This window comes from Puniceibacterium sp. IMCC21224 (assembly GCF_001038505.1).
Classification (GTDB): domain Bacteria; phylum Pseudomonadota; class Alphaproteobacteria; order Rhodobacterales; family Rhodobacteraceae; genus Puniceibacterium.
Map to the genome: position 1 here is coordinate 2,868,133 of NZ_LDPY01000001.1, position 17,577 is coordinate 2,885,709.

Genomic DNA, 17,577 nt, shown 5'->3' on the forward strand with positions numbered 1-17,577 from the left:
CCTATAGAACAGAAAAGCCCTGTCGGATCATCGTTTTGAGTTCTTCCACAACTTCGCGCCGCGCGGTTGACCCGTAAAGGTTGATGTTGATAATTCCCAAATCCGGCAGCGACCCAACCGGATCGATGTGAACCAGATGCGGTGGCGCGTGACCTTCGAGCATCGAGGTAATCGCCAGATCAGCACTGACTGTCGCCTCGATTGTGCGATCCGATTCACTGTCCACCGCCATTTCCCACGCGATGCTCAGCTCGTCCAGGCGACGCAACGCGCCATTGCGAAAGGTGCAATACCGGCAATAGGCCAACCGCAGTGGGCGCTGTTTCCATGCTATTCCGCCGGGCGCGCCGATCCAACGCAGCGGCACTTCGGCCAACGTTTCGCCGCCGGTGCGCAGCCCGCCTTCGGTGGTCAGGATCACGTCAATCTCGCCGCGCCGGTACTGCTCGAGCAGCGAGCTGGTGTAAGACGACACTAACTGCACCCGCACCCGCGGATAGGCGGCGCCCATGCGTTGCAGCACCTGCGGGATCACAGGGTAAACAATGTCATGTGGCACCCCAAGCAGGACTTCGCCCTCGAACGCCTGATCCGTCAACCTGGCATATATTTCGTCATTCAGGTCGACCATCCGGCGGGCATATCCCAGCAACTGTTCACCCGAGGCCGTCAGACTCACCCCCCGGCCCGACCGATCCAGCAATTGCAGGTCCAACATCTCCTCTAGCCGCTTGAGCTGCATCGACACGGCCGATTGCGTCAGGTTTAGAAACCCCGAGGCGCGAGTCACCCCACCGGATTGTGCCACCGCAAGAAACGACCGCAGCGTTGTGATGTCGAGATTACGCATTCATCACGATCCTTGATGTTATCATTCAGAAACATTCGTTTCACAGATGTGTAGCGCAAAGCATATACATCAGACAACAAGATTCATTCCCGTCAACTCATCACAACTCATGAAGGATACTGCTATGTCCCTGACAACCGCATTCTCCCGCGCCGTACCCCACACGCGGACCAGCTTGTTCGACATCCTGCTTTCGCTGGACGCGCTGCGCCGTCAGCGCCGCCAATTGGCAGCACTTGACAATCATGCGCTGGCCGATCTGGGCCTCACCCGCAGCCAGGCCCAGACCGAGGCCGCACGCCCGGTGTGGGACGCTCCGGCAATTTGGAAACAATAGTCATCGGTTTTCCATCGAAATACCGGTCATACAGCTTGAAAACACAGACACTATCGCCAATATCGTAGATAGATGTCGGAGCGTTCCGACTGCTGGTTCATTTCGGAGGATTCAATGGCTGAATACAATACGATCCGGACGGCGGCTACGGGGACCCGCGCCGCTCAGATTGATGAGGGCCTGCGCGCCCACATGAACAAAGTCTATGGCACGATGTCGGTGGGCATGCTGCTCACAGCTCTGGCCGCGTGGGCTTTGTCGGGCTTGGCAGTGTCGGATGTTCCGACCCCCTACCAGATCGGCGCTGAAAAATGGCTGACCTCGCTTGGTCAGACCCTGTATCTGTCGCCGCTGAAATGGGTGGTCATGTTCGCGCCGCTGGCATTTGTCTTTGGCTTCTCTGCCATGGTCAACAAAATGTCTGCCGCCACAGCGCAACTGGTGTTCTACGCCTTTGCCACGGTGATGGGTATTTCGCTGTCGTCGATCTTTCTGATCTATACGTCGACTTCGATCGGGCAAGTCTTCCTGATCACGTCCATCGCCTTTGCCGGCCTGTCGCTTTACGGCTACACGACTAAAAAGGACCTGTCCGCAATGGGCACATTCCTGATCATGGGCGTGATTGGTCTGTTGGTGGCGATGGTCGTCAACATCTTCCTTCAGTCGGCCGCCATCACCTTTGCCGTGTCGATCCTTGGGGTGCTGATCTTTGCCGGCCTCACAGCCTATGACACCCAGAAGATCAAGACGACTTACGTGCAATACGCACAGTCGGGTGACAGCGAATGGCTGGGTAAGGCCGCGATTATGGGCGCGCTGAACCTCTATCTCGACTTCATCAACATGTTCATGTTCCTGCTGCAGCTGTTTGGCAATCGCCAGTAAATCGCAGCATCCGCGAACAAGACAAGGGGCCGGTCGATTGACCGGCCCTTTTGCGTTCGTAAGCTATCGCAATGTCAGGTCCACAAAATGACGGCACGCCACGACTCAAACAGTCGCCCGGTGCATCGCCAGCATCACACGCCCCAGTGCCCTGGCAGAGCATCTGAGCCGATTGCACCGCCCTGTCACCTCTTGGGCTGGCAGGCGCAGGCGCCCCCGCCCAGACGACCGCATCCCGATCACCGTCGGCAAACGCAAAAACGCCGCGCTGACCTGTTGGCCGACGCGGCGAAACTGTCCCTCGAAGACAGCGAGGCGATCTTACTTGATCTTGCCTTCTTTGTACTCAACATGCTTGCGCACGACGGGGTCGTATTTCTTGACCGCCATCTTTTCGGTCATGGTGCGTGCGTTTTTCTTGGTCACATAAAAGTGGCCGGTGCCTGCGGTCGAATTCAGGCGGATTTTGATTGTGGTAGGCTTCGCCATGGTCTGTCTCCTGCAACAGGCCACTCCGGCCCGTGAAATCTCTGAACCCCGGCTTTTACGCAGACAGACGCCGGTGTCAACCGGACTCTGCAGGGAATCTGTGCGCGGAGGGCCTGTAAGCCGGATTCTGTCTGCGACAGGTTGCCCTGCCGGAGATGACCATTCCTCTGGGCCACGCATTGCTACGTGGCTCAAGCTGCCAACCCGGACCCCTGGGCAGAAGCGGCCCTGCGATGATATCCGGTTTCCCGGATCAATCCCGCGCGGGGTCCCTATTCGGCGTTGCTCCCGGTGGGGCTTGCCATGCGAGCGCTGTTGCCAGCCCCCCGGTGGGCTCTTACCCCACCGTTTCACCCTCACCCGTCCACAATCCCCCTCGATTCGTCCCCGGCTTGCGCCTGAAATCCACCTTGGGTGCGACGGGCAGTCTGTTCTCTGTGGCGCTATCCGTCAGGTTGCCCTGCCCGAGCGTTACCCGGCACCGTTTCTTCTTGGAGTCCGGACTTTCCTCGACAGGGTTGCCCCTGCCGCGGCCATCCAGCCCTCCGCGCAGGTTGCCCATAGGCCCTGCCCCCGGCGCGGTCAATGGTCAACGCAGATGAGGATCGGCCCTAGTAGCCGCTGTCCGAAGTCAGCACAAAATGCCCTGGATCGACCTCGGCATATTCGGATTTTGTCGGCTGGTAAGTCACCGGGTGGATCGGCGACGGGATCGGCTTGAAATTCAGATCCTTTTCTGACTTGCGCCGACGCGGGTCAGCGATGGGAACCGCCTTCATCAGCGCCTGAGTGTAGGGATGCTGCGGGTTCTCGAACACCGCCGCACGTGGGCCAAGCTCGACAATCCGGCCCAGATACATCACGCCGACCTTGTGGCTGACCCGTTCGACCACAGCCATGTCGTGGCTGATGAACAGAAATGACAGCCCCAGATCGGCCTGCAACTCCAGCATCAGGTTCAGCACCTGCGCCTGCACCGACACATCCAGCGCCGACACGGCCTCGTCCGCGACGATCAGTTTCGGGTTTAACGCCAGCGCGCGGGCAATGGCGATCCGCTGGCGCTGACCACCCGACAACTCGTGCGGAAACCGGCGCATAAAGCTGCGCGGCAATTCGACCCGGTCAAACAGCATTGCCACCCGATCCTGCAGTGCGGATCCCGAATGGGTGCCGTAATTGCGCATCGGCTCGGCCACCTGGTCCGACAAATGCATTTGCGGGTTCAGCGACGCAAACGGGTCCTGAAACACCATCTGCATGTCCAGCCGCGCCTGACGCAGACCCTTTTGGTCGAGCGCCATAATGTCGGTGCCGTCCAGATCAATTGTACCCGCCTGAGGTTCGACCAGCCGCAGGATCGACCGGCCCGCGCTGGATTTGCCACATCCGGATTCGCCCACCAGCGACAGCGTCTGCCCGCGTTGGATATCGAATGACAGATCCTCGACCGCATGGACATTGGCCACCACCTGACGAAAGAACCCGCCGCGCACCGGGAACCGGGTGGTGAGTCCGCGCACGCGCAGCAGCACCTCGTCACTGCCACGGATCGGCACCGGTTCGTGCGCGTCCGACCCCAGCAGCTTCATCGGCTCCGGCAGTGCCTTGCCTTTCATCTCACCCAGCTTGGGAACAGCGGCCAGCAAGGCCCGCGTGTAAGGATGCTGCGGGTTCTCAAAGATTTCTTCGACGGTGCCCTCTTCGACCTTGTTTCCACGGAACATCACCACCACGCGGTCAGCCATCTGCGCCACAACCGCCATGTCATGGGTGATAAACATCACCGCCGTGCCGGTTTCGCGTTTCAGCCGGTCGATCAGTGCCAGAATTTCGGCCTGAATCGTCACGTCCAGCGCGGTCGTCGGCTCATCCGCGATCAGCAGGCGCGGTTTGCAGGCCAGCGCCATGGCGATCACCACACGCTGACGCATGCCACCTGACAATTCGTGCGGATATTGCTTTAGCCGACGCTCGGGCTCGGGGATACGCACCTCGCGCAGCAACTCAAGCGCCCGCGCCACCGCCTGCGCCTTGTCCATGCCGCGATGCACACGCAACCCTTCTGTCAACTGTCGCCCCACGGTAAACACCGGATTGAGCGCCGTCATCGGTTCCTGAAAGATCATCCCGATCTCGTTGCCACGAATTGTGCGCATCAGATCCTGATCGGTTTGGGCCAGATCAATCTCGCCCCCGTCCTTGCGATCGAATAGCAGGCGCCCGCCCGCGATTTCCCCGCCGCCGTATTCGATCAACCGCATCAGAGACAGGCTCGACACCGATTTCCCGGATCCCGATTCACCCACGACACAGACGGTTTCGCCCGGCCCAATCTCGAACGAGACGTCTTCGACCCCGACAACGGGTCCGTCCTTGGTTTCGAACACTACCCGAAGGTTTTCGATTCGCGTGATCGCCTGGTCGAGCATTCCGGCCTCCTGCCATGCTGCGGTTGGCAAGGCTAAGGCCAGCCTTTGCAGACTGTCAAACCCCGAGGACCGGTTTCCGTCAGGCAAACGCTTGCAATTTCCCAAAAGTCTGCTTCGATAAGCGCACCGTGGGGAAGAATTCACCGTTGCATGACCAGACAGGCAAACGTTGCCACCCTCAGTCATGTGCGGCCAGCATCTGCCCCACCCGATAAGCGAGAGATACATCGCGACCAACATGGAGACAGATATGAAACTCAGAACCCTAATGCTCGGGGCCGCTGCGTCCTTTGCGCTGGCGCCCGCCGCCATGGCCGAGCGCGGATCGGACGGCGAAGTCAAGATTATCTACTGGCAGGCCGCGTCGATCCTGAATCCGTATCTGTCGGGCGGCACCAAGGATATCGAAGCTGCCTCGCTCGTGATTGAACCGCTGGGCCGCTATGATCCCACCGGCGTGCTTGTCCCCTTTTTGGCCGAAGAAATCCCGACGGTCGAAAATGGCGGCGTAAGCGAGGATCTGACCTCGATCACCTGGAAGATCAAAGAGGGCCTGCTGTGGTCGGATGGCACACCTTTCACCGCTGAGGATGTCAAATTCACCGGCGAATATTGCATGGACCCCGAAGGCGGCTGTGCACAGCTGGCAAAATATACCGGCGTTACTGCGATCGATGTGATTGACCCGCTGACGGTCAAGGTGACGTTTGGCGCGCCGACCCCGAACCCCTACGGTCCGTTCATGGGCGGCCAGTCCCCGATCCTGCAAAAGGCGCAATTCGAGAACTGCAAAGGCGCGAATGCCTCGTCCTGCACCGAAGAGAATTTTAACCCCATCGGCACCGGCCCATTCTCCGTCGTGGAATTCCGTCCAAACGACGTGATCACGATGGAAGCCAACCCGAACTACCGTGACCCGGCCAAGCCCGCCTTTGCCACGCTGACCTTCAAGGGCGGCGGCGATGCCAACGCGGCAGGCCGTTCGGTCATGGAGACCGGCGAATACGACTACGCCTGGAACCTGCAACTGGCGCCCGATGTTCTGGCCGCGATGGCCGAAGGCGGCAAGGGCACCCCGGTCGCAGCCTTTGGCACTCTGGTCGAGCGGATCGAGATGAACATGACCGATCCGTCCCCCGATCTGCCCGAGGGCGAGCGGTCGACCGTCGCGCATCCCCACCCGATCCTGTCGGACTTCAAGGTGCGCAAAGCGCTGTCGATGGCCATTGACCGCCCGCTTTTGGTCGAAGTCGGCTATGGTCAGGCCGGTCGCCCGACCTGTAACCTCGTCCCCGCCCCGGCGATGTATGCTTCGGACAACGAGGAATGCTTTGTTCAGGATCTCGACGGTGCCAAGGCCCTACTCGAAGAAGCCGGCTGGACCGATACCGATGGCGACGGCATCCGCGACAAGGACGGCATGAAGCTGTCGATCCTGTACCAATCGTCGACCAATGCCGTGCGTCAGGATTTCCAGGCGCTGATCAAGGATTGGTGGAACCAGATCGGTGTTGAGACCGAACTGCGCAACGTCGATTCCTCGGTGTTTTTTGGTGGTGACGCTGGTTCGCCCGACACCTTCCAAAAGTTCTATGCCGACGTCGAAATGTACGCCAACAACTTTGACGGCACCGACCCGCAATCCTATCTTTCGATGTATCGCTGCGGCAATGAGCCCAAGCCGTCATCGCAGTGGCAGGGCGAAAACATCAACCGGTTCTGCAACGAAGAGTATGACGCCCTGCTCGACGAACTGGCCATGACCGGTGAGTTGGGCAAGCGCGGCGACATCGCCAAGAAGCTGAACGAGATCATCACCAAAGAAACGATGACCATCGTACCGCTGGTGGATCGTGGTCGTGTATCGGCACATTCCAACACTCTGGGTGGCGTTGCGCTGAACACCTGGGACAGCGAACTGTGGAACGTCGCGGACTGGCACCGCATCAAGTAACGCTCAAAAATGCAGCGCGGCGGGCTTTGTGCCCGCCGCGTGAGCTTTTTGATAGGGGAATCCCACAATTTCCGCGATACTGGCAAGACTTCGGGATGGGAAACCAATTCTGTCCAGTTCACTTGCCCATCTTGTGTCCGGAGGTTCCTTGCCCCTAATTCGCACCCATTCCATCAGACTTATGACCCGAGGCGCCGAATGCTGACTTTCGCCATCCGACGAATTGTGCTGTCGATCCCGACGCTTCTGTTCATCAGTTTTGCCATTTTCATGCTGCTGCAACTCGCCCCCGGCGATCCGATGGCACAGGTTCCGCTGACCGTGCCGCCCGAGGTCAAACAAAAGATGCGCGAAGCGCTGGGTTTGGGCGAACCGCCACTGGTGCAATATTGGAAATGGATCGTCCAGATGTTCTGGGTCGAACCGCAGGTACTGTGGGACCACATGTTTGGCACCACATTCTCCGAGGGCAAACTGCGCGTCATCAGCTGGCAGACCCGCAGCCCGGTGATGGATATCGTGCTCCAGCGGATTCCGCAGACACTTTGGGTGGTCGGCTTGTCTTATGTCGTTGGGGTGTTGATCGCTATTCCGATTGGGATCTATTCCGCCTACCGACAATATTCACTGTTCGATCAGGCCGGCACCTTTGTCACCATGGTTGGGTTCTCGATCCCGCCCTTCTTTACCGGGCCGCTGCTGATCGTCATCTTCTCGGTGCACCTTGGCTGGTTCCCGTCGATCTATGACACCACACATGTGGTTCGCGACTGGGGCAGCTTTAAGATCCAGTTTCAGCAGATGATCATGCCGGTGATGGTTCTGGCGTTGCAGACCACGGCGCAACTGTCACGCTATATGCGGGCCTCGATGCTGGACAATCTCAATCAGGATTACGTCCGCACCGCCCGCGCCAAGGGTCTGTCCGAGGCGGTTGTCGTCATGGTTCACGTGCTGCGAAATTCGATGATCCCGGTGATCACAGTCATTGCGCTGGGAATTCCGGCGATCTTTGGCGGCGCGATCATCACCGAGAATGTGTTCAAGGTGAACGGCATCGGCCAGTTGCTGATCACCGCGCTGTTTGCCAATGACCTGCCAATGGTGATGACGCTCACCTTTATCTTTGCCATCCTCATCGTGGTGTTCAACCTGATTGCTGACATCCTCTACGGTGTGTTCGACCCAAGGATTCGCTATGACTGAGGCCTCTCCCATCGCCGCACTTCAGGACAAGGAACCGTCCACGCCGCCGCGCTCGCAATGGGCCGATGTCTGGTCGCAGTTTTCCAAACACAAAGGTGCCATGATGGGCGCCAGCTTTGTGTTGCTGATCACGCTGGCCGTGTTGCTGGGCCCGTGGATCTGGACTGTAGATCCGCAAAAGCTCGACATTCGGGGCAAGGACATGCGCCCGCTCTATACCGCGATTTGGGATGGGTCGGCCAAGATACGCTGGAGCAATCCACTCGGAACCGACAATCTAGGCCGCGACGCATTGGCCAATCTGATCGCCGGCGGGCGTGCGTCAATGGCGGTGGGCTGGGCCGCGATGGTGCTATCACTCTTGATCGGGGCGGCAATTGGCGTGATTTCGGGCTATTTCAAACGACTTGATGGCCCGTTGATGCGGCTCACCGACCTGTTTCTGTCGCTGCCGATCCTGCCACTGCTGCTGGTGGCAGTGACCCTGTTCCGCCAACCGCTGCGGGCGAATTTCGGGCCCGAGGGCGGCATGTTCATCCTGATCGTCACAATCATCGGCATCACCTCGTGGATGCCCACCGCCCGCATTGTACGCGGCGATATTCTGGCGCTGAAAGAACGTGAATTCATTCTTGCCGCGCGCTCTATCGGCACCACCCCGTTCAAGATCATCTTGCGCCACCTGCTGCCCAACGTGCTGTCGCCAATCATGGTTTCGGCCACGCTGGGCCTTGCCACTGCGATCATCACCGAATCGGCGCTGTCATTTCTGGGTGTCGGCTTTCCGTCCGATTTCCCGACATGGGGCAAGATGCTGGCCGATGCTGTACCCCGCATGGCCGAATTCCCCGAGCGGGTGATGCTGCCGGGAATCATGATATCGCTGACCGTGTTGGGGGTGAACTACCTTGGCGATGGATTGCGCGACGCGCTCGATCCCCGGAGTCGCGGGCGCTAGTCCACCAGCATAGCAAAAAGTCTGAACGCCTGTCTTGCTCGGGTCTGCAATGACACCATTGCCTGTAAATTGGGCATTCAGGGTCGATTTACTGCGTCTGGTGTCCAGGCGGGAACTTTGTCCTGTTGCCTTGCGTGGGTACCGCCGGAACAAAAACTTGCCATCGCGGCGGATCGCCTACATCAGGGACAAAATTCCTGAACTAGGGGACACGAGATGTTCGAGTCGTTTGGCTTTGAAACCCTGACCGCGCCGCAGGCGGCGGTTATTTTGGCGCTGATACTGGGCGCGGCCTTTGGCGTTCTGGCCGAACGGACCAAGTTCTGCTTTCGCCGCGGACTGGTCGGGGATGACAATCGGCAGGCGATGGGCGTCTGGATGACTGCGCTGGCGGTTGCGATTCTGGGCACTCAGCTGGCCGTGGCCCAAGGGCTGATCAGCTTTGACGATCACCGCTTTATGGCAGCCGACCTGCCGGTGCTGGCAATCGTGGTGGGTGGCCTGCTGTTTGGCGCAGGCATGGTGCTGACGCGCGGCTGCGTATCGCGCCTGACGGTACTGACAGCGGGCGGAAATCTGCGGGGTCTGTTTGTCCTGCTGATATTCGCAATCACCGCCCATGCCACGCTCAAAGGTATCCTCGCGCCGCTGCGCACCACGCTTGGCGCCGTCACTCTGCAACTCGGCGAACAGGTGAGCCTGGCCGCCCTGCCCGGCGGCGCGCTAACCTGGGCGTTGCTTCTGGCCGCCCTTGCTTTGATGATTGCACTGCGCTCGGGCAACCGGCCGGGGCAGCTTTTGCTGGCTGCACTGCTGGGTACGCTGGTGCCGCTGGCCTGGGTCGGCACGGGCTTTGTGCTGTTCGACGATTTTGACCCGGTCGCGATTGAAAGCCTGTCTTTCACCTCGCCCTATGCCGACACGCTGTTCTGGACCATCGCCTCGACCTCGATCCCCGCGGGATTTGGCGTTGGGCTGATCGGTGGCACGCTGATCGGGGCGCTGGTGGCATCGCTGCTGTTCGGCACTTTTCGCTGGCAAAGCTTTTCGTCGCCGCGCGAAACCGGGCGCTATGCCACCGGCGCGGTGATGATGGGGATGGGCGGTGTACTGGCCGGGGGTTGCACCGTCGGCGCGGGCTTGTCCGGCATCCCCACGCTGTCGGTCGCGGCGCTGCTGGCACTGGCTGCCATCGCCGCCGGGGCGCTAAGCGCGAACTGGGGGCTGGGCCTTACTTCTCGATCTCGTGGCGAATCCGGTGCAGCAGGTAAAAGACAATCCCAACAACCGGCAGCGTGACCAGCGCGGTAAGCAGCCCCTTGGACATCCCCATCAGCGCCGCCACCGGATACAGCAGATACCCCACCAGTGAGACCGCGTAATAGCTGATCGCGACCACTGACAGCCCTTCGACCGTCTTTTGCAAACGCAATTGCATGTCGGCGCGCTGATCCATGCTGACCAGCAATTGCTGGTTCTGCGCCGAGCGTTCAACCTCGACCCGTGTGCGCAGTAGATCGCCTGCGCGCATCGCCCGGTTGGCCATGCTCTCAAGTCGGCGCTCGGACGATTTTACCGTGCGCATCGCCGGATCATAGCGGCGCATCATGAATTCGGCAAAGGTCTGCCGCCCGTGCCAGCGCGTCTCGCGCAGGACGGAAATACGCTGCCCGACGATAGCCTCGTAGGCACCGGTCGCCCCCAAACGGAACGCGGATTGCGCCGACAGCGCCTCAAGCTCGGCCGAGACCGACAACAGCGCCTTGAGCGTATCTTCGGCCGGGTCAGTGCCTTTGGTCATGGCCTCCATCAACCGGGACAGCTCGGTGTCGATCTCGCTCATCACCGGTGAGATATCGCGCACCCGTGAAAAGCCAAGCATCGACATCGCTTTGTACGTCTCGATCTCGGTCAGGCGCTGGACGATGCGACCGACCCTTCGTTCGCCCACATGCGGACGGGCAAAGACCGCAAACCGCTGATGCCCCGCCGGATCAATGCGGAAATCGCCGGCTATCACGGCCTCGTCGTCAATGACCGCACTGGCCGCCAGGCTTTCAGGCACAAACCAATCCTCAAGGCTTGTGTCGATGGCATCACCCTCGGGGCGGACATCAACGCGGATCAGGGCAGACGTGATCCGTAGCCCCGGTGCGGACTCCAGCCATTCGGGCGGAAATACTTCAAAATCGGTGGGATCGAACACCCGCTCACCCAGCCCGTTCATGAACACGGTATAGGTCACAAATTCGGTGTGCTGTTCCCACTTCAGGGTATGCTGCCCGATTGGTCCCGAATAATGTGTGGCACCGGGTTGTGGATGCGCCCCACCATAGCGATCAAGCAGCGCCTTCAGATGCTCCAGATCCAGCGCCTTGTCGCGCGATGCCGCATCCTGCGCCTGTTTGACGGCCAGATAAACCGCCCTGCACGGCACCCTGAGCGACGGAAACGGTCGCGCGTGCAGCTCGTTCGCCAGCCGGTAGCGCAATGGGTGATCTTGGATAGGCGGCATGGTAAAAAAATCCGGAGTTTCTATGTCCCTACTTAGATAACGGTCACAAGTAAATATAAATCCCTTTTAGATTTCAAAAGCTTAAATGTACACAACCGCATACCAAGCGCAAAAAATCATCCCCCAGGCGGCGCGGGTTGCCACAACTCGACCGGGTTGCCTTCGGGGTCGTGAATACGTGCAAACTGTCCAACCTGCGGGTTATTCCACTCGGCCCGCGTCTCAACTGCGATGCCTGCGGCCTGCAACTGCGCGATCATACCCGGCAAATCATCCACCCGAAAATTCAGCATCCACTGCTGCTCTGGACGGTCAAAATAGTCGGTATCCATCGGAAACGGGGCAAACACCGTCATGCCGCCATCCTGGCACCATGGCCCGGCCTGCGTCACCGGATCCACCCCCAGATGCTGCGCATACCATTGCGTCAGCGCCGCCGGATCCCGCGCCCGAAAGAACACGCCGCCAATTCCATTCACCTTGTGCATGATTGCCCCCCATCGCAATGGCCCGCTGTACCCAGCGTACACGCGGTTCGCACAATCGCCAAATTGCCCGGGAACCAGCTTCACATAAAAAATGCCCCACCGGCCAGGATGGGGCATTCAATCACTGCATTGAATGCAGTGGTCAGCTGATCTTGGTCAGCAATTCGTCCAGCGACTTTTTGGCATCGCCATAGAACATCCGCGTGTTTTCTTTGAAGAACAGCGGATTTTCGATCCCGGAATAGCCGGTGCCCTGCCCGCGTTTGGATACAAACACCTGCTTGGCCTTCCAGCATTCAAGCACCGGCATACCGGCGATGGGGCTGTTGGGATCGTCCTGCGCCGCAGGGTTCACGATGTCGTTCGAGCCAATGACAATCGCCACATCGGTGTCGGGGAAATCGTCGTTGATCTCGTCCATTTCCATAACAATGTCATAAGGCACACGGGCTTCGGCCAGCAGCACGTTCATATGCCCCGGCAGACGCCCGGCAACCGGGTGGATCGCAAAGCGCACTGTCTTGCCCTGCGCCCGCAGACGTTTTGTCAGCTCGGAAACCGATTGCTGCGCCTGCGCCACGGCCATACCATAACCCGGAATGATGATGATGCTGTCGGCCTCGTCCAACGCGGTGGCGACACCGTCGGCATCAATGGCGATCTGCTCGCCCTCAACCGCCATCTGTTCGCCCGCCGGGCCACCAAAGCCGCCCAGAATGACCGACACAAACGACCGGTTCATCGCCTTGCACATGATGTAGGACAGGATCGCACCGGAGGATCCGACCAGCGCGCCCACAACGATCAACAGATCGTTGCCGAGGCTGAAACCAATCGCCGCCGCCGCCCAACCGGAATAGCTGTTCAGCATCGACACAACCACCGGCATGTCGGCACCGCCGATGCCCATGATCAGATGGTAGCCAATGAACAGCGCCGCCAGCGTCATCAGGACCAGCGGCAACATTCCACCCATCGAGCAGTACCAGATCAGGCAGATCACCGAGAGCGCCGCCGCCGCCATGTTGAGCATATGCCCGCCCGGCAATTTGGTCGCGACAGACGATACCTTGCCTGCCAGTTTGCCATAGGCAATGACCGACCCGGTAAAGGTCACGGCACCAATAAAGACGCCAAGGAACAGTTCGACCCGCAGGATATTGACCTCGACCGGCTGCTTGTGTGCCAGAAGGGCGGCAAACCCTTCGAGCGCCTCACGCTCTTCTGGTGTCATCGCCAGCACACGGCCCATTTCGATATGCGCGACATAGCCGACAAAGACCGCCGCCAGACCAACAAGGCTGTGCATCGCCGCGACCAGTTCGGGCATCTGCGTCATCTGCACCTTGGTGGCCAGCTGATACCCGATGGCCCCGCCCAGAGCGACCAGGACAATCGACGCCAGCCACAGGCCCGAACCGGGCCCGATCAGTGTCGCCACAACCGCCAATGCCATGCCGCTGATACCGTACCACACGGCCCGCTTGGCGCTTTCCTGTCCCGACAATCCACCCAGGCTAAGGATGAAGAGCACGGCTGCGACCACATAGGCCGCCGTTGTAAATCCGAATTCCATTGCTCTGTCCCCGCTTTACGATTTCTGGAACATGGCGAGCATGCGCCGTGTCACAAGGAAACCGCCGAAAATGTTGATCCCGGCCATAAAGACCGACAGGCCCGCCAGGACGATCACCAGGAATGATCCTGATCCAATCTGCATAAGCGCACCGAGAATGATGATCGACGAAATGGCATTGGTCACAGCCATCAGCGGTGTGTGCAGGCTGTGCGCCACCCCCCAGATGACCTGAAACCCGACAAAGACCGACAACACAAAAACGATAAAGTGCTGCATAAAGCTGGCAGGCGCAAACAGACCGACGAACAGCACCAATGCGCCGCCAACGGCCAGCAGCGTGACCTGATTTTTGGTCTGCTGTTTGAACGTCGCCACCTCTTGCGCGCGCTTTTCTTCGGGGGTCAGCTCCTTGGTTTTTTCCTTGGGCTTTTGCGCCGCGATCGCCTTGACCTTGGGCGGGGGTGGCGGGAACGTCACTTCCTTGGCGTGGGCGACGGTCGCGCCACGGATCACATCGTCTTCCATATTGTGATTGACCACACCGTCCTTGCCCGGCGTGAGGTCGGTCATCATGTGGCGGATGTTGGTGGCATACAACGTCGAGGATTGCGTCGCCATCCGGCTGGGGAAGTCGGTGTAGCCGATGATGGTGACGCCATTGTCGGTCACGATCTTTTCGTCCGGCACAGTCAGTTTGCAGTTGCCACCGCGTTCGGCGGCAAGGTCGATGATCACCGAACCCGGCTTCATCGCGGCAACCATATCGGGGGTCCACAGCTCGGGCGCTTCGCGGTTGGGAATCAGCGCCGTGGTGATGACGATGTCGATGTCGGGCGCCAGTTCGCGGAACTTCTTGAGCTGGGCTGCTGTAAACTCGGGGCTTGAGACCGAAGCATACCCACCCGACGACGCGCCGTCCGCCTGCTCTTCTTCGAAATCGAGGAAAACAAATTCGGCACCCATCGATTCGACCTGCTCGGCCACTTCGGGTCGCACATCAAAGGCATAGGTGACAGCCCCCAGCGACGTGGCTGTCCCAATCGCCGCCAGACCCGCAACCCCGGCGCCAACAACCAGCACCTTGGCTGGCGGCACCTTGCCCGCAGCAGTGATCTGCCCGGTAAAGAACCGGCCAAAGTTGTTCCCGGCCTCGATCACCGCGCGATAGCCCGCGATATTGGCCATCGACGACAGCGCATCCATCTTTTGCGCCCGACTGATGCGCGGCACCATGTCCATGGCGATAACCGACGCGCCCTTTTTGGCCGCAGCCTCCATCAGCTCGCCGTTCTGGGCTGGCCAAAAGAAAGAAATCAGCAGCTTGTCCGCGGTCAGCCGGCTGACTTCGGTTTTTGACGGCGGGCGGACCTTGGCAACGATGTCGACGGCCTTCCACAACGCGGCGGCCGTCTTGATCACTTCGACATTGGCCTGTTCATAGGCTTCGTCGGTGAACCCGGCAGCCAGTCCTGCCCCGGTTTCGATGCAGCATTCATAGCCCAGTTTTTGCAGCTGAAGCGCAGAATCCGGCGTCATGGCAACGCGCGCCTCGCCTTCAAACACTTCCTTTGGCGTTCCAATCTTCACGTATCTTGTCCCCTCTTGCGTCGGAACCCGTCTTTTATACTGCGGCTCCCTTTGTTTAAGGGTCTACACCGCTGACCTGGTTCCAACAACCATCGTTCCGGCCACCGACCATAGTGTATCGCGCGGTTTAATCTACACATACATATGTTGCGCGACCTTAGGATCAATCGCAACATCATTGCGACATGTGAGCGGACGGGTCTGCCTGAAATTTTCCCTACTTGCAGTCCTGTCACCAGTTGAACGGCCACCCCCGCCAGAGCAGTGCAAGACGCCTTGCCACTCCTGCGAACTTGATTAGGCTGGTCCCAAGGTCAGGAAGGAACGCGATGAATCTGTCAGGAAAACATGCCCTTGTCACCGGTGGCGGCACCGGAATCGGGGTGGCTATCGCGCGGGCATTGGCGGAACACGGGGCTGTGGTCACAATCACTGGACGCCGTGCGGACGTTCTTGGAGACGCGGCACAGACGCATCCCGGCCTGTTCGCGCAAACCGTTGACGTCATGGATGAAACCTCGGTCTGCATGGGTGTTGCGGCGGCGGTTGCCGCCCGTGGTCCGGTGCAGATTTGCGTACCCAACGCCGGAATCGCCGAAGGCCGCGCCGCGCATAAGACCGATATGGCGTTCTGGCGTACGATGATGGCCACCAACCTTGACGGCGCGTTCCTGACAATCCGCGAATGCCTGACCTCGATGCACACGACAGACTGGGGGCGGGTTATTGCCATTTCGTCAATTGCCGGGGTCAAAGGGCTAAAGGGGGCGCCCTGCTATTCCGCGTCGAAACACGGGCTGGTCGGCCTGATCCGGGGGCTGGCGGCGGATTATCTGGGCAAGCCCTATACCTTCAACGCACTCTGCCCGGCCTATGTTGACACCGCCATCGTGCCACAAAATATCGAACGGATCATGGCCCGCACCGGCATGTCCGAGGCCGAGGCGCACAAGGTCATGGACGGCGCAAATCCACATGGTCGGCTGATCGCCCCCAAAGAGGTGGCCGAAGCGGCGCTGTGGCTCTGCGACGATCATTCAGGCAGTGTCAACGGACAGGCGATCCAGATCGCCGGAGGAGAAATGTGACTGATTTCAACTGGACCCGCGAACAGTTTCACATCCCGCTGGGGATGATCTATCTCGACGGGAATTCCCTGGGTGCGTTGCCAAAGATGGCCCCGGATCGGGTTCTGCGCATGATGGAACAGGAATGGGGCCAGCAATTGATCACTGGCTGGAACGCCAGTGGCTGGATGGAGCAACCGACCCGGATCGGCAACCGGATCGCCCGGCTTATTGGCGCGCAACAGGATCACGTCGTGCTGGGTGACACGCTGTCGATCAAGGTGTTTCAGGCGCTTGCCTCGGCGTTGACACTGCGGCCCGACCGGCGTGTGATTCTGTCTGACACAGGAAATTTCCCGTCCGACCTGTATATGGCGCAGGGGCTAACACGCCTTCTGGATCGCGGGCACGAACTGCGCCTCGTCGCCCCGGAAGAGGTCGAAGGCGCGATCACCGAAGACGTTGCCGTTACCCTGATCACCGAAGTCGATTACCGCACGGGCCGACGCCACGACATGCCCGCGCTGACGGCAAAGGCGCATGAAAAAGGCGCGCTAAGCATCTGGGATCTGGCCCACTCTGCCGGGGCGTTTGGCGTCGATGTCGCAGGCGGTGGGGCGGATTTTGCCGTCGGCTGCACGTATAAATATCTCAATGGCGGCCCCGGATCGCCCGCCTTTATCTACGTGGCACCAGAACACGCCGAGCATGCGCAACCCGCGCTGGCTGGTTGGTTGGGCCATGCACAACCCTTTGATTTTGATCAAACTTACAGCCCCGGCGCGGGCATCCAGCGAATGCGCGTGGGCACTCCGCCGGTGTTGCAGATGACCGCTCTCGAATCGGCGTTGGAGGTCTGGGATCAGGTCGACATGGACGATCTGCGCGCCCGCTCGATCGAGCTGAGCGAACGCTTCCTAGCAGGGGTCGAACAAAACTGCCCGCAACTACAGCTTTTCAGCCCGCGCGCCCCTGAACAGCGCGGCTCACAAGTCTCGTTCCAGTTCGAGAATGGCTATGCGGTGATTCAGGCGCTGATCTCGGAAGGTGTCATCGGAGATTTCCGCGCCCCGGACGTGATGCGTTTCGGCTTTACCCCGCTCTATCTCAACGAACGCGATGTCGATGAGGCGGTGGCCATTCTGACCCGCGTGATGCGTGGCGCATTGTGGGACACACCCAAATTTATGACCCGCAAGACTGTGACCTGACGGCCAAATCAGCCAA

The 17,577-nt window shown here is 59.8% G+C and carries 15 protein-coding genes and 1 other RNA gene; 8 read left to right on the forward strand and 8 right to left on the reverse strand.

Translation table 11 applies throughout. The features are described 5' to 3' along the window. Nucleotide 1: 1 nt before the first annotated feature. Complete coding sequence (locus tag IMCC21224_RS13215) at nt 2-850, reverse strand: LysR family transcriptional regulator (RefSeq protein WP_047995747.1); 849 nt, start codon at nt 848-850, stop codon at nt 2-4. 124 nt (nt 851-974) lie between these two features. On the opposite strand from IMCC21224_RS13215, the gene IMCC21224_RS13220 reads away from it, so the two are divergent. After that, on the forward strand, nt 975-1,187 hold the full coding sequence (locus tag IMCC21224_RS13220) for a DUF1127 domain-containing protein (RefSeq protein ID WP_047995748.1): 213 nt from the start codon (nt 975-977) through the stop codon (nt 1,185-1,187). A gap of 114 nt (nt 1,188-1,301) precedes the next feature. Beyond that, a complete protein-coding gene (locus tag IMCC21224_RS13225; RefSeq protein WP_047997117.1) occupies nt 1,302-2,075 on the forward strand; it encodes a Bax inhibitor-1/YccA family protein in 774 nt (257 codons plus the stop codon). Nucleotides 2,076-2,396: 321 nt separating this feature from the next. On the opposite strand, the gene rpmG is transcribed toward IMCC21224_RS13225, so the two are convergent. From rpmG to IMCC21224_RS13240, 3 genes are all read right to left on the reverse strand, one after another. Further along, complete coding sequence (rpmG, locus tag IMCC21224_RS13230; RefSeq protein WP_047995749.1) at nt 2,397-2,564, reverse strand: 50S ribosomal protein L33; 168 nt, start codon at nt 2,562-2,564, stop codon at nt 2,397-2,399. Between the two features lie 100 nt (nt 2,565-2,664). Next, an RNA gene (rnpB, locus tag IMCC21224_RS26680) (RNase P RNA component class A) lies at nt 2,665-3,113 on the reverse strand. A gap of 62 nt (nt 3,114-3,175) precedes the next feature. Next, nucleotides 3,176-4,996, reverse strand: coding sequence for an ABC transporter ATP-binding protein (locus IMCC21224_RS13240; RefSeq protein ID WP_047995751.1), 1,821 nt, complete (start codon nt 4,994-4,996; stop codon nt 3,176-3,178). Between the two features lie 250 nt (nt 4,997-5,246). On the opposite strand from IMCC21224_RS13240, the gene IMCC21224_RS13245 reads away from it, so the two are divergent. The 4 genes from IMCC21224_RS13245 to IMCC21224_RS13260 all read left to right on the forward strand — a co-directional run bounded on the left by IMCC21224_RS13245 (nt 5,247) and on the right by IMCC21224_RS13260 (nt 10,413). Continuing rightward, nucleotides 5,247-6,950: a peptide ABC transporter substrate-binding protein gene (locus IMCC21224_RS13245; protein ID WP_047997118.1), complete on the forward strand. Its 1,704-nt coding sequence runs from the start codon at nt 5,247-5,249 to the stop codon at nt 6,948-6,950. A 198-nt stretch (nt 6,951-7,148) separates the two neighbouring features. Further along, on the forward strand, nt 7,149-8,156 hold the full coding sequence (locus IMCC21224_RS13250; RefSeq protein ID WP_047995752.1) for an ABC transporter permease: 1,008 nt from the start codon (nt 7,149-7,151) through the stop codon (nt 8,154-8,156). Further along, nucleotides 8,149-9,114, forward strand: coding sequence for an ABC transporter permease (locus IMCC21224_RS13255; RefSeq protein WP_047995753.1), 966 nt, complete (start codon nt 8,149-8,151; stop codon nt 9,112-9,114). The genes IMCC21224_RS13250 and IMCC21224_RS13255 overlap by 8 nt, the downstream gene beginning before the upstream one ends. Before the next feature lie 216 nt (nt 9,115-9,330). Continuing rightward, a complete protein-coding gene (locus tag IMCC21224_RS13260; protein WP_047995754.1) occupies nt 9,331-10,413 on the forward strand; it encodes a YeeE/YedE family protein in 1,083 nt (360 codons plus the stop codon). Here IMCC21224_RS13260 and IMCC21224_RS13265 read toward each other — a convergent pair. From IMCC21224_RS13265 to IMCC21224_RS13280, 4 genes are all read right to left on the reverse strand, one after another. Beyond that, nucleotides 10,346-11,629 (reverse strand): DUF3422 family protein, encoded by a 1,284-nt coding sequence (locus tag IMCC21224_RS13265; protein WP_047995755.1) that lies wholly within the window; start codon nt 11,627-11,629, stop codon nt 10,346-10,348. The two genes, IMCC21224_RS13260 and IMCC21224_RS13265, sit on opposite strands and share 68 nt — an antisense overlap. A gap of 116 nt (nt 11,630-11,745) precedes the next feature. Further along, nucleotides 11,746-12,117 (reverse strand): VOC family protein, encoded by a 372-nt coding sequence (locus IMCC21224_RS13270; RefSeq protein ID WP_047997119.1) that lies wholly within the window; start codon nt 12,115-12,117, stop codon nt 11,746-11,748. Between the two features lie 142 nt (nt 12,118-12,259). After that, nucleotides 12,260-13,693 carry an NAD(P)(+) transhydrogenase (Re/Si-specific) subunit beta gene (locus tag IMCC21224_RS13275; protein WP_047995756.1) on the reverse strand — a complete coding sequence of 478 codons (1,434 nt, stop codon included), beginning with the start codon at nt 13,691-13,693 and terminating at the stop codon, nt 12,260-12,262. 15 nt (nt 13,694-13,708) lie between these two features. After that, a complete protein-coding gene (locus tag IMCC21224_RS13280; protein ID WP_047995757.1) occupies nt 13,709-15,283 on the reverse strand; it encodes a Re/Si-specific NAD(P)(+) transhydrogenase subunit alpha in 1,575 nt (524 codons plus the stop codon). 329 nt (nt 15,284-15,612) lie between these two features. Here IMCC21224_RS13280 and IMCC21224_RS13285 point away from each other — a divergent pair, with 329 nt between their 5' ends. Beyond that, entirely contained in the window at nt 15,613-16,371 is a 759-nt protein-coding gene (locus IMCC21224_RS13285) for an SDR family NAD(P)-dependent oxidoreductase (RefSeq protein ID WP_047995758.1), read from the forward strand. Beyond that, on the forward strand, nt 16,368-17,561 hold the full coding sequence (gene kynU / locus IMCC21224_RS13290) for a kynureninase (protein WP_047995759.1): 1,194 nt from the start codon (nt 16,368-16,370) through the stop codon (nt 17,559-17,561). The genes IMCC21224_RS13285 and kynU overlap by 4 nt, the downstream gene beginning before the upstream one ends. Nucleotides 17,562-17,577 lie beyond the last annotated feature (16 nt).

Coding starts and splice junctions, on each gene's coding strand:
- IMCC21224_RS13215 (WP_047995747.1), bottom strand. CDS start 850: ATGCGTAATCTCGACATCACAACGCTGCGGTCGTTTCTTGCGGTGGCA.
- IMCC21224_RS13220 (WP_047995748.1), top strand. CDS start 975: ATGTCCCTGACAACCGCATTCTCCCGCGCCGTACCCCACACGCGGACC.
- IMCC21224_RS13225 (WP_047997117.1), top strand. CDS start 1,302: ATGGCTGAATACAATACGATCCGGACGGCGGCTACGGGGACCCGCGCC.
- rpmG (WP_047995749.1), bottom strand. CDS start 2,564: ATGGCGAAGCCTACCACAATCAAAATCCGCCTGAATTCGACCGCAGGC.
- IMCC21224_RS13240 (WP_047995751.1), bottom strand. CDS start 4,996: ATGCTCGACCAGGCGATCACGCGAATCGAAAACCTTCGGGTAGTGTTC.
- IMCC21224_RS13245 (WP_047997118.1), top strand. CDS start 5,247: ATGAAACTCAGAACCCTAATGCTCGGGGCCGCTGCGTCCTTTGCGCTG.
- IMCC21224_RS13250 (WP_047995752.1), top strand. CDS start 7,149: ATGCTGACTTTCGCCATCCGACGAATTGTGCTGTCGATCCCGACGCTT.
- IMCC21224_RS13255 (WP_047995753.1), top strand. CDS start 8,149: ATGACTGAGGCCTCTCCCATCGCCGCACTTCAGGACAAGGAACCGTCC.
- IMCC21224_RS13260 (WP_047995754.1), top strand. CDS start 9,331: ATGTTCGAGTCGTTTGGCTTTGAAACCCTGACCGCGCCGCAGGCGGCG.
- IMCC21224_RS13265 (WP_047995755.1), bottom strand. CDS start 11,629: ATGCCGCCTATCCAAGATCACCCATTGCGCTACCGGCTGGCGAACGAG.
- IMCC21224_RS13270 (WP_047997119.1), bottom strand. CDS start 12,117: ATGCACAAGGTGAATGGAATTGGCGGCGTGTTCTTTCGGGCGCGGGAT.
- IMCC21224_RS13275 (WP_047995756.1), bottom strand. CDS start 13,693: ATGGAATTCGGATTTACAACGGCGGCCTATGTGGTCGCAGCCGTGCTC.
- IMCC21224_RS13285 (WP_047995758.1), top strand. CDS start 15,613: ATGAATCTGTCAGGAAAACATGCCCTTGTCACCGGTGGCGGCACCGGA.